Origin of the sequence: Phreatobacter sp. AB_2022a (assembly GCF_026847585.1) — a bacterium.
Classification (GTDB): domain Bacteria; phylum Pseudomonadota; class Alphaproteobacteria; order Rhizobiales; family Phreatobacteraceae; genus Phreatobacter.
In genome coordinates, this window is the sequence record NZ_JAPSET010000006.1 from 143,507 (window position 1) to 155,341 (window position 11,835).

Genomic DNA, 11,835 nt, shown 5'->3' on the forward strand with positions numbered 1-11,835 from the left:
GGCATGCCATCTCCCGACCAGCCCAACGACCTCAGCCATGGCCCGCCTCCGCGCTGAGGCGCTCCGCCGCGCCATGGCCGAGATAGGCCTCCACCACCTTGGGGTCGCCGACGACGCTCGCCGGCGTGCCGGCCGCGATCGTGCGGCCATTGGCAATGACGTGCACGCTGGCGCAAAGGCTCATCACCGCCTGCATCACATGCTCGATCATCAGGATGGTGACGCCGGACGCGCAGACGCCGCGGATGACCGGGAGAATGTCGCGGATCTCGGAAGGATTGAGGCCGGCCAGCACCTCGTCGAGCAGCAGCAGACGCGGCTCCGTGGCGAGCGCGCGCGCGAGTTCCAGCCGCTTGCGGCCGGCGACGGTGAGCGAGGCGGCGGGCTTGTCGAGCTCAGCCGACAGCCCGACCGCGCTCGCCACGGCACGGGCCCGCGCGAGAGCCTCGGCGCGCCGGCCGTGGCGCAGATAGGCGCCGACGGCGATGTTCTCGCAAATGCTGAGGCCGGCGAAGGGCTGGACGATCTGGAAGGTGCGCGCGATGCCCATGGCCGCCAGCGCCTCGGGCTTCATGCCGGTGATGTCGCGTCCCTCGAACAGGATCCGGCCGGAGGTCGGCGGCTCGAAGCCGGAAATCAACGTGAACAGCGTGGTCTTGCCCGCGCCGTTCGGGCCGATCAGCCCCGAGATCGTGCCAGCCTCGACATGCATCGTCACGTCGTTGACCGCGACGAGCCCGCCGAACCGCTTGGTGACGCCTTCGACCTGCAGCATCAGCCCCTCCCCGTGGCGGACAGACGCCGGACGAGTCCCATGACGCCCTGCGGCGCGAAGGCGATCGCCAGGATCAGGAGGATGCCGTAGACGACGAGGTCGACGCCCGGGACGGCCGAGCCGAACAGGGCGTGGATGCCGATCTTGGCGAGCTCGCCGAGGCCGACCAGAGTGAGCGTGCCGAGCAGCGGACCGAACAGTGTGCCGATGCCGCCGATGATCGGGGCGAGCAGCGCTTCCACCGAGATCCACGAGCCATAGGCGATATTGGCGTCGATATAGAGGAATTTCTGGGTGTAGAGCGCCCCCGCCGTGGCGGTGATCGCCGCCGACAGGGCGATCGCCTTCAGCTTCACCTTGAGCGTGTCGACGCCGAGCGCGCGGGCGGCATCCTCGTTCTCGCGCACGGCGACGAGATAGGCGCCGAAACGGGAGAGCTCCATCGCCCTGTTGAGCACCAGGACCAGCGCGACCAGGGCGAGCGCCAGATAGTAGAAGCTCTCGCGCGTCGCGAACTGGAAATTGGCCGACCGGACGTCGAGCGGCACCAGCAGCCCGGCGGCACCACCGGTGAACGGCGCCGCATTGGCGAGAATGCGGAACACTTCCGCGAAGGCGAGCGTGACGAGCGCGAAATAGGAGCCGCGCAGCCGCGCGCGGAAGGCGAGAGAGCCGATGACCGTGCCGACGAGGCCGCCAGCCGCGATCGCCAGCGGCAGGGCGATCCATGGATTGACGCCGAAACGGACCTGCAGGATCGCCTGGGCGTAGGCGCCCGTGCCGAAAAAGGCGGCATGGCCGAAGGAGAACTGTCCGCCATAGCCGCCGGCAATGTTCCAGCCCTGCGCGGCAAGCGTGATGATCAGGGCGAAGACGAGCAGGTTGACCAGCAGGTTCGCGCCGGCCGCGAGCCCCGCCGCGACGGCCAGCGGCACGGCAAGCGGCAGCGCGGCCAGCACCAAGACCGCGACGACGATGGGGCGGAAATCACTGATGGTCATGCCTTGGCTCCGAACAGACCGGTCGGGCGCAGCAGGAGCACCAGGATGAAGATGGCGAAGATGCCGATCTGGCCGAGGCTCTCGCCCAGATAGAGGCCGCAAAGGCTTTCGATGACGCCGATGATCAGGCCGCCGATGACCGCGCCGGGGATCGATCCCATGCCGCCGAGCACGACCACCGTGAAGGCGACCAGCACGAAGGCGTTGCCGACGCGCGGATTGACGTAGAAGGAGGGCATCAGCAGGCAGGCGGCGATCGCGATGCAGGCCGTGCCGAGGCCGAAGGTCACCGCATAGACGTGGCGGACGTCGATGCCGACGAGCGCGGCGCCGAGCTTCTCCTTGGCCACCGCGCGGATCGCCTTGCCGGTATCGGTCAGCGCGAGCACGGCCCAGAGCAGCCCCGCCACCAGGATCGCCACGCCGAAGCCGACCACCCGGGTGAAGGAGAGCAGCGCGAAGCCGACATCGACCACCTGGAAGGAATAGTCGAGCGTCAGCGCGCGGGTATCGGACCGGAAGATGGCCAGCAGCGCGTTTTCCAGGATGATCGAGAGCCCCAGCGTGACGAGCAGGATCGAGCCGTCGTCGTTGCGGCTCGCCGGCCCGATGACGAAGCGCTGGAGGCCGTAGCCGAGGCCGAAGAACAGCGGCGTCAGGACGACGATCGCCAGATAGGGATCGAGGCCGAAGCCGAGATGGACCATCAGCACGGCGAACATGGCGAGCGTCAGCAGCGCGCCATGGGCGAAATTGATGATGTGCAGGACGCCGTAGACCAGGGTCAGGCCAAGCGCCACCAGCGCATAGACCGAGCCTGTCAGGAGGCCGTTGATCAGCGCTTCGAGCACGATCTGGGGCGGATAGGACGGCAGCACCGGATGATCCCTGCGGTTCGCTTCGGGAACGAGAGGCTCGTGCCGGCCGGGACGAGCCGGCCGGTTCTTGCAGTGTCAGCGACGTCTGAGGCGTGGCGCGCGAAGACGGAGCGCCGCGCGCCCTGCTCTAGCCGGTCACGGGGAAGACCGGCTTGGAATCGGCAAACTCGGTGGGGAAGATGACCTTGATGTCACCACCCTGGACCTGCGTATTGACCGGGGCAGCCCCGGTATTCTGTCCGTTTTCGAACTTGGTCGGGCCATAAGGCATGATATGGCCGGCAAAGGTCGATGCGGCGATCGCCTCGATGATCTTCGGCCGCTCGCGCGAGGCGGCCCGCTCGATCGCATCGGCCACCAACTGGACGCAGGAATAGTTGAGCGGCGTGTTGTAGAGCCAGAAGCGGCCGGCAGCCTCGACCTGCCTGCGCAGCGCGGCGGCCTTGGGCTTGCGTGGGTCGGCCCAGTGGTTGCAGTCCATCACATTGGCTGCGGCGTCCGGGAATTCCTTGACGAAACGGAAATTCGAGGCCGCACCGTTCAGCACCGCATAGATGCCCTTCGGCCGGATGCGCTGCTGCTGCATGGTCCGCGCCAGCAGCACGAACTCGGCATAATAGCTGGAGGGGATGACAAGGTCGGGATTGAGCGCGCGGATGCGCAGCGCGACATTGGACATGTCGCGGGCCGGCGTCGGATGGGCGATGGTCTCCAGGATCTGGAAGCCGAGGGCGGAGAGCCGCTCGTTCATCAGCTTGGCGAGGCCGGTACCGAACAGGCCGTCCTCGTGAACGAGGACCACGGTCTTGGCCGGCTTGCCGGCGGCATCGTTCAGCTTGACCAGGTTGTCGATCGCCGCCTTGGTGACCATGCCGAAGCCAGGGCCGAAGCGGAACGTGTTCTTCAGGCCGCGCGACACGATGGCGTCGGAGACGCCGACATCGACGATATAGGCGAGGTCATAGCGCGACGCCGCCTGCGAGGCGGCGAGGCAGATCGGCGAGGCGAAGCCGCCGATGATGGCCGCCACCCCTTCCGCATGCATGCGCTCGACCTCCTGGGTGCCGCCCTCCGGCGTCGAGCGGGCATCGCCGAAAACCATTTCGAGCTTGGCGCCGCCGAGCGACTTGATGCCGCCAGCCGCATTGATCTCGTTGATCGCCGCCTCGGCGCCGAGGCGGCCATATTCGCCATCCTGCGCGAGATTGCCGGTCACCGGCTGCAGGATGCCGAGCTTGACCGGCGCGGGCTGCGCCATCAGGAGGCCGGGCGCCGCGATGAGCGTCGCCCCCGCGGCGCCCGTCTCGATCAGGCGCCGTCGCGTCAGGCCCTTGCCCGAAGACAGCCCTTTGGTGTCCGTCATGTCCCTCCCCCTCGATCTCTGCGCCGCATGCCGGCCGGGTCCTCACGTCGCTCCTAGGTGATCGCGCAAGCCTGGCGGCGTCAATCATTCGGCTTTCACCGTGGTATTGAAATTGCTGCCGCCCCGGAACCGCTCGACCGGCGACCACAGGCGATCGCCGCCTGAATCGATGCGCACCAGATCCATCTGGAAGGAGTAGCGGTCGGGCCGGTAGAAGGCGACGAGATGCTCGATGCCGCGCCGCTTGACGTCGTAGACGACGCGGGTGAGCGCGATCAGCGGCGAGCCGATGTCGATGCCGAGCGCTTCGGCGACGCCGGGACCCGCGAGGGTCGCGGAAATGGTCTGGGTGGCCCGGTCGACCTTGACGCCCGAACGCTCGATCAGGGTCAGGAGCGGCACTGCGGCGAGCTCCTGCTCGGTATAGGTCGTGCCGACGCGCTCCGGCACGTGGGTAATGAGGTAGCTGAACGGCTCTCCGTCGATGATGCGCACGCGCACCGAGCGCTGCGCCTTCTCGTTGTCTTCCAGCCGCAGCGCCTCGGCGACCTCGACGGCCGGACTGACGTAACCGAACTGCAGGAGCCGGACATCGGTCGAACGGCCCATTTCGACGAGGTGGGCGAGCGCGTTGGAGAGATCCGCGACAATCGGTCGCTTGATCATGCGGGCGGTGATGAAGGTGCCGGCGCCCGGCCGGCGCGAGATCAGTCCCTCGCGCTCGAGTTCGGCGAGGGCGCGGCGGATGGTGACGCGGGAGACATCGTGCAGATCGGCAAGGTCCGGTTCGGACGGCAACCGCGCTCCCGGCGCCAGTTCGCCGGACATGATGCGGTCGCGCAGGGTCAGGTAGACACGCCGCGTCTTTGATGTCTCGATTGCGTCTGCCATGATTGCCTTGCCACCCCAATGACTTCCGGCGCCCACTGCCCCACAACCCCTTGCGGAGTGTGGCATTTCGGCAATCGTTTGAGCCCCGAAGTTCATTGGCGTCAACTAGACCATCGCAATTTCCCGCTGATTGTCTAGTCTATGATACAATTCGCGCCGGTCAAGCCGTGATCGAAAGAACTGCCCCATGACGGCCCCTTCAACCCTGTTCGACAAGCTCTGGGATGGCCACGTGGTGACACGCCGCGACGACGGCCTGTCGCTGATCTGGATCGATCGCCATTTCGTGCACGAAGGCTCGCACCATGCCTTCGGCCAGATCGCCGCACGCGACGGCCGCGTCGCCCGGCCGGACCTCACCTTCGGCGTGGCCGACCACTACGTGCCGACGCGCGGCCGCGGCCGTCCGATCCCCGATGCCTCGATCGCCCGCATGGTCGACCTGCTCGCCGCCAACACGGCCCGCCACGGCATCACGCTGTTCGGCCTCGACGATCCCCGCCAGGGCATCGTCCATGTGGTCGGCCCGGAACAGGGACTGACCCTGCCCGGCCTCACCATCGTCTGCGGCGACAGCCATACGTCCACTCATGGCGCCTTCGGGGCCTATGCCTTCGGCATCGGCGCCTCGGAGGTCGCCCATGTGCTGGCGACCCAGACCCTCTGGCAGAAGAAGCCGAAACGGCTGCGCATCCGGGTCGACGGCACGACCGGGCCCGGCATCGCGGCCAAGGACATCATGCTGACCGTCATCGCCCGGATCGGCGCGGATGGCGCTGCCGGCCATGCCATCGAATATGCCGGCTCGGCCATCCGGGCCCTTTCGATGGAAGGCCGGATGACCCTTTGCAACATGTCGATCGAAGCCGGCGGCCGCTGCGGCATGGTGGCGCCCGACGCCACCACGGCCGCCTATATCCGCGGCCGCCCCTTCGCTCCCGACGGCGATCGCCTGGCCGCCGCCGAGGAGGCCTGGTCGCGGCTGGCGAGCGATGCCGACGCCGCCTTCGACCGCGAAGTGGTGCTCGCGGCGCACGAGATCGCGCCGACGGTGACCTGGGGCATCAGCCCCGAGCACGCGCTGCCGATCTCGGCGACGGTGCCTGATCCGGAGCGCATGGACGACCCGGTCAAGGCCGCGGCGGCGCGCGATGCCCTCGCCTATATGGACCTTGCGGCCGGCCAGCGGCTCGACAGCATCAGGATCGACCGGGTGTTCATCGGGTCCTGCACCAATTCGCGCATCGAGGACCTGCGCGCCGCCGCCGCCGTGCTGCGCGACCGCAAGGCGGTGGTGCCGGGCGTGGTCTCGCCGGGCTCGTCGGCGGTGAAGCGCCAGGCCGAGGAGGAAGGGCTCGCCGCCATCTTCCAGGCGGCCGGGCTCGAATGGGTCGATTCCGGCTGCTCGATGTGCGTCGGCATGAATGGCGATCTGGTCGCGCCGGGCGAGCGCTGCGCCTCGACCACCAACCGCAACTTCAAGGGCCGCCAGGGGCCTGGCGCCCGCACCCACCTGATGTCGCCAGCCATGGTGGCGGCCGCCGCCGTCACCGGCCGGCTCACCGATGTGAGGCGCATGCAATGAAACCCTTCAAGGCCGAGACGGCGCCGATGCTGCGGCTCGCGGCCGCCAATATCGACACCGACCAGCTCATTCCGGCGCGCTTCATGAAGGAGCCGCGTGTGCCGGAGGGCTATGGCCGCTTCCTGCTCCACGACCTCGTGGCGGAAGGCCGGCTCGCCGCGCCCTCCCCGGGCGAAGCGATCCTGGTCGCCCGGCGCAATTTCGGCTGCGGCTCCTCGCGCGAGGCGGCCGTCTACGCGCTTGCCGATTTCGGCTTCAAGGTGGTGATCGCGCCGAGCTTCGGCGACATCTTCGCCGCCAATTGCGTCAAGAACGGCGTGCTTCCGGCCCTGGTCAGCGAGGCTGACGCCGAAGCGCTGCTGGAGGCGCCGGCGGCGACCGTGACGGTCGACCTCGCAAGCCAGCGCATCACGGCCGGCAACCTCGCCGTCGACTTCGCCATCGATCCGGTATGGCGGACGCAGTTGCTGAACGGCTGGGACGATATCGACATGACGCTCGCCGAGGCGCCGGCGATCGAAGCCTTCGTCAAGCAGGATGCCGCGGCGCGGGCCTGGGCCGAGCCGCGGCGCTGATGTTCCGCCAGTCGACGCTGGCCAGACCGATCACATCCATGCCGGCACCGACCTGCACAGCCAGGCGATTGTGCAAGGCCCAATCATTCCGCGCGTTCAGGTTGGCCGAAACGTTGCCCCGTCCGGCGTGATGCCGGCTGGCGCCCAAGCGCCATGACCGTCGCCGGGAACGGCGGGTGATGCCGGCGCGACTGCGGCGACGCGACGAGCCGGACCATGAACGGTCATGCGTCTCGGGGCGTCCCCGCGATGACACCGTCGATCTCTGCCGAGGTGAATCCGTACTTCGCGACACGCGCCCGGTGATCGGAGGTGCCGAGATAGCGGCGGAGCTCCGTGTTCACCGCCTGAAGCAGGCCGGGATTGCTTTTGCTGAACGAGAAGCCGCCGATCAGTTCGGCCCCCGACTTGCCCGCATCAACATCCACCGCGTCCAGCGCGGGATGGGCGCGGGCTGCGGTACGATTGCCGAGCGCGGTGGCGGCAAAGGCGTCGATCCGCCCCGCCATCATTGCGGCGATGGCCTCGGACTGATCCTTGAACAACACGATCTGATCATCCCGGACGCCAGCCGCTTTTGCGGAATCGACCTGCACCTGGGCCGGGATAAGCCCCAGCCGCGCATCGGCACGCCCCGCCACGGCCTCGTAGCTCGTCAACGCTTTCGGATTGCCGGACCGAACGAGGAACCCGTCGCCGATTGTCCAGACCGGCACGCTGAAATCCACTTGCTGACCGCGTTCCGGCGTGATGAAAATCGGCACATTCATATCCCAGCGCCCTTCCTGCACCCCGGGCAGGAATTCCGCGAACGACGTCCGCTGATAGCCGATGGCGGATACGCCGATCGCGCGCAGCACGACCTCCGCCAACTCGATGTCGGCGCCTGTCGGCCGGCCATCCTCTCCGGTCCAGTAGAACGGCGGCTCTTCGATATAGGCAATTCTCACTTTCATGGCCTTGCTCGCTTTTGACTGTCGAATGGCGAGAGCGTCATGCGGCGGCCGCGCTCTGCCTTGAGCGTAGACGCCGTCTGCTGATTGCCGGCGTCTGTGGGGAAAGCCTTCATGTGCGCATCATATGGCTCGCGCCTCGACCATAACAGGCACAGTCGTCCGCATATCGAACCATAACAGTTTTCTGGAAACCCGACCGCGCGGCGTTATGGTGCCTGGATTTCATCCGCGAGGTTCCATGACTGCCGCCACGACGTTTCGATACGAACAACTGGCCGGGCTTATTACCGCCATGATCGACAACGGCACGCTCGCGCCGGGCGCCCGCGTCCCGTCGGTGCGCACGCTGAGCATCCGGCATGGCGTCAGCATGTCGACCGCCTTAAAGACATACCGGACGCTGGAGGACCGCGGTGTCCTCGTCGCGCGGCCGCAATCGGGCTTCTACGTCGCAGCGCCCCGAAACGGCGCATTCGCACTGCCGTCGATGTCGCGCCGGCGCGCGAAGGCCTCGACCGTCTCGATCAGCGGCGCCGTCGCGGCCCTGCTCGAGTATTCGTCGAACCGCGCGTTCATCCCCTTCGGCTGCGCCGTGCCCGACGGCGAACTGCTGGGATCGAAACGCCTCGATGTCGCGCTCGCACGCGCGGCGCGCCGAGAGGGGGCACGATACAATGTCTATGGCCCGCCACAGGGTGAACTAAGCCTGCGCGGAGAGATCGCCAAGCGGGCTATGCGTGTCGAGCACATGCTGTCGCCCGACGACGTGGTGATCACGAGCGGCTGCACAGAGGCGCTGACACTTGCGCTCACCGCGGTCGCCAAGCCCGGCGACACGATCGCGGTGGAATCGCCGACCTATATGGGATTGCTGCATACGCTCGAAATGCTCGGCCTGAAGGCGTTCGAACTGCCGGTCGATCCCACCCGCGGTATCGACGTCGGCGCGCTCGCGCAGCTCCTGGCGACCGAACGCGTGGCCGCCTGCGCGTTCGCTTCGAACTTCAACAATCCACTCGGCTCGGCGATGTCCGAAGCCGACAAGCGCGCGCTCCTCGCCGTGCTTGCGCGGTATGACGTGCCGCTCATCGAAGATGATGTCTATGGCGATCTCTATTTCGGGCGCGAGCGGCCGAAGCCATTCGTCGCGTTCGATGGCGGCGCCAACACGATCTACTGCAGCTCCTTCTCGAAAAGCCTGGCGCCCGGCTACCGTATCGGCTGGATCACCGCGCGCGGCCGCACGCAGCGGGTGATCGAGCGCAAGCTCGCTTTCAGTCTCTGCGGTGCAGTCCTGCCCCAGATCGCGGTTGCCGAATTCCTGGCCAGCGGCGCTTATGACACCCATTTGCGCAGCGTCCGTCGCGTGTTTCAGGACAATCTCGTCCATATGGCTCGTGTCGTTGAGGCGAGCTTTCCGCCCGAAACGAAGATGAGCCGACCGGTCGGCGGCTTCGTGCTTTGGCTCGAATTGCCGAAACACTTCGATTCCCGCGCACTCTTCGATGAAGCACTCAAGCAGGGAATCTGTTTCGCTCCGGGCGACGTCTTCTCGGCCAGCCGGCGCTTTCGCAACTGCCTGCGACTGAGTGCCGGACACGGCTGGGACGATCGCATCGAAGACGGCGTGCAGCGCCTGGGCCAACTCGCTCGAGAGCAACTGGCGCAGTAGGAACAGGGTCGTCACGGCTCCTTCGCGGTCGCGTCGCCGCTCGCGCCCCTCAGGCGGCGCGTCTTCGCCTGCGCATTGCCGCCAGGCGAAAATGCCCGACGGAATGCAGGCCAGCTTCATTGCCCCGGTTACGCCGGCTTCAGGCGTCGCCGGCGACTGCCCTCTGCACCGCCGGGCGCTCGCCCATGCGCTTGAAATGGTCGGCGACCTTCGGGAAGCGCGCGATGTCGACACCGTCGCCCTCGAGCCAGCGGGACATGGTGTAGAGATAGGGATCGGCGATCGTATAGTCCTCGCCGAAGACCCAGGGGCCGGCGATCATGTCCCGCTCGATCAGCGTGAAGCTCTCGGCCATGCTCTGCGGCACCTTGCGCTTCATGTCGGCATAGGATGTCTCTTCGTCCGCCCAGCGATAGCCGCGCATCTTGTGGGCGTGATTGATGTGCACGGTCGAGCACAGATAGCTGTTGAACGCCTGCACCTGCGCGAAGGCGAACGGATCGTCGATCGGCGCCAGCTTCGCCGCCGGATAGGCCTGGGCGATATAGGCGAGGATCGCCGGCGTTTCGGTCAGGACGCCATGGGCGGTGACGAGCGCCGGCACCCTGCCCTTCGGATTGACCGCCAGATAGTCCGGCGTGCGCTGCTGGCCGCCGGCCATGTCGAGCCGCACCGCCTCATAGGCGACGCCGGCTTCCTCGAGCGCGATGCGCGAGGCCAGCGCGCAGGTCTTCGGGCCAAAGAAAAACTTCAGGCTCATGAGGCATCCATCCCGTTAGCCGGCCTTGATCAGCACGTGCTTCTTGCGACCGAAGGACAGCTTGATGACGCCGTCCTTCAGATGTCCCGATGATACCGTCATCTGCGGATCCGTCACGGCCTCGTCGTTGAGCCTCAGTCCTCCGCCCTGCACCTGGCGCCGCGCCTCGCCATTGGAGGCGACGAGGCCGGCCCGCACGAACAGGGTGAGCACGCCGATGCCGGCGCCGAGCTCGGCCTCGGGCACCGCGACCGTCGGAAGATCCGCCGCGGCCTGACCCTGCTCGAAGGTCTGGCGCGCCGTTTCCGCAGCTGCAGCGGCGGCCTCGCGGCCGTGGATCAGCGCCGTCGCCTCGGTCGCCAGGATCTTCTTGGCCTCGTTGATCTCGGCGCCGCCGAGCGCGGCGAGCCGTCCGACCTCGCCGAGCGGCAGGGTCGTGAACAGCTTCAGGAAGCGCTCGACGTCGGCATCCTCGGTATTGCGCCAGAACTGCCAGTAGTCATAGGCCGAGAGCATGTCGGCATTGAGCCAGACCGCGCCGGCGGCGGTCTTGCCCATCTTGGCGCCGGACGCCGTGGTCAGCAGCGGACAGGTCAGCGCATAGAGCTGGTGCGTGCCCATGCGGCGGCCGAGATCGATGCCGGTGACGATATTGCCCCACTGATCCGAGCCGCCCATCTGCAGGTTGCAGTTGTAGCGGCGGGCCAGCTCGACGAAGTCGTAGGCCTGCAGGATCATGTAGTTGAACTCGATGAAGCTCAGCTCCTGGTCGCGGTCGAGCCGGAGCTTGACCGAATCCATGCTGAGCATGCGGTTCACCGAGAAGTGCCGCCCGATGTCGCGCAGCATTTCGATATAGTTGAGCTTGGTCAGCCATTCCGCATTGTCGGCCATGACCGCGTCGGTCTTGCCGTCGCCGAAGGTCAGGAACTTCGAGAACACGCCCTTGATGGCGTTCTTGTTGGCCTCGATGTCATCGAGCGACAGGATCTTGCGCGTCTCGTCGCGGCCCGAGGGGTCGCCGACGCGGGTCGTGCCGCCGCCCATCAGGGTGATCGGCCGGCCGCCGCCGGATTTCTGCAGCCAATGCAGCATCATGATCGACAGGAGGTGGCCGATATGCAGCGAGGGGGCGGTGCAGTCATAGCCGACATAGCAGATCACATCGCCCTTGGCCGCCAGGGCGTCGATGCCGGCGAAGTCGGAGGACTGATGGATGTACCCGCGCTCTTGCAGAATGCGCAGGAAATCTGATGTCGGAGCGGTCATGATCTTTCCGAGACAGGGGGTGGCTGCACGACGGGCCTCGCGCCCGGCGGGCAGCCGGTGTAGCAGAGGCATCCGGTGATTTCACCTCTTGAGTCGTCTGGATCGGGAGA

The 11,835-nt window shown here is 67.0% G+C and carries 11 protein-coding genes; 3 read left to right on the plus strand and 8 right to left on the minus strand.

Features of this window, described 5'->3' with window-relative positions:
* Positions 1–31 precede the first annotated feature (31 nt).
* From OZ671_RS06625 to OZ671_RS06645, 5 genes are all read right to left on the minus strand, one after another.
* The gene (locus OZ671_RS06625) at positions 32–775 is read right to left on the minus strand and encodes an ABC transporter ATP-binding protein (protein ID WP_268860003.1); all 744 of its coding nucleotides are present in this window, start codon (positions 773–775) and stop codon (positions 32–34) included.
* Positions 775–1,776 carry a branched-chain amino acid ABC transporter permease gene (locus OZ671_RS06630; protein ID WP_268860004.1) on the minus strand — a complete coding sequence of 334 codons (1,002 nt, stop codon included), beginning with the start codon at positions 1,774–1,776 and terminating at the stop codon, positions 775–777. The genes OZ671_RS06625 and OZ671_RS06630 overlap by 1 nt, the downstream gene beginning before the upstream one ends.
* Positions 1,773–2,654, minus strand: coding sequence for a branched-chain amino acid ABC transporter permease (locus OZ671_RS06635; RefSeq protein ID WP_268860005.1), 882 nt, complete (start codon positions 2,652–2,654; stop codon positions 1,773–1,775). The genes OZ671_RS06630 and OZ671_RS06635 overlap by 4 nt, the downstream gene beginning before the upstream one ends.
* A 127-nt stretch (positions 2,655–2,781) precedes the next feature.
* A complete protein-coding gene (locus OZ671_RS06640) occupies positions 2,782–4,017 on the minus strand; it encodes an ABC transporter substrate-binding protein (protein ID WP_268860006.1) in 1,236 nt (411 codons plus the stop codon).
* Between the two features lie 84 nt (positions 4,018–4,101).
* Entirely contained in the window at positions 4,102–4,908 is an 807-nt protein-coding gene (locus OZ671_RS06645) for a GntR family transcriptional regulator (protein ID WP_268860007.1), read from the minus strand.
* Between the two features lie 187 nt (positions 4,909–5,095).
* Between OZ671_RS06645 and leuC the strand changes: the two genes are divergently transcribed.
* Together leuC and leuD are read left to right on the plus strand one after the other, a co-directional pair.
* Positions 5,096–6,493, plus strand: a complete 1,398-nt coding sequence (gene leuC / locus OZ671_RS06650; protein ID WP_268860008.1) for a 3-isopropylmalate dehydratase large subunit — start codon at positions 5,096–5,098, stop codon at positions 6,491–6,493.
* Positions 6,490–7,068 carry a 3-isopropylmalate dehydratase small subunit gene (gene leuD / locus OZ671_RS06655; protein WP_268860009.1) on the plus strand — a complete coding sequence of 193 codons (579 nt, stop codon included), beginning with the start codon at positions 6,490–6,492 and terminating at the stop codon, positions 7,066–7,068. The genes leuC and leuD overlap by 4 nt, the downstream gene beginning before the upstream one ends.
* A gap of 224 nt (positions 7,069–7,292) precedes the next feature.
* Here the strand turns inward: leuD and OZ671_RS06660 are convergent, their stop codons facing one another.
* Positions 7,293–8,024: a transporter substrate-binding domain-containing protein gene (locus OZ671_RS06660; protein WP_268860010.1), complete on the minus strand. Its 732-nt coding sequence runs from the start codon at positions 8,022–8,024 to the stop codon at positions 7,293–7,295.
* Between the two features lie 238 nt (positions 8,025–8,262).
* Here OZ671_RS06660 and OZ671_RS06665 point away from each other — a divergent pair, with 238 nt between their 5' ends.
* A complete protein-coding gene (locus tag OZ671_RS06665; RefSeq protein WP_268860011.1) occupies positions 8,263–9,696 on the plus strand; it encodes an aminotransferase-like domain-containing protein in 1,434 nt (477 codons plus the stop codon).
* Between the two features lie 139 nt (positions 9,697–9,835).
* On the opposite strand, the gene OZ671_RS06670 is transcribed toward OZ671_RS06665, so the two are convergent.
* Positions 9,836–10,456, minus strand: a complete 621-nt coding sequence (locus OZ671_RS06670; RefSeq protein WP_268860012.1) for a glutathione S-transferase family protein — start codon at positions 10,454–10,456, stop codon at positions 9,836–9,838.
* 15 nt (positions 10,457–10,471) lie between these two features.
* Entirely contained in the window at positions 10,472–11,725 is a 1,254-nt protein-coding gene (gene tyrS / locus OZ671_RS06675) for a tyrosine--tRNA ligase (RefSeq protein ID WP_268860013.1), read from the minus strand.
* Positions 11,726–11,835: the final 110 nt, after the last annotated feature.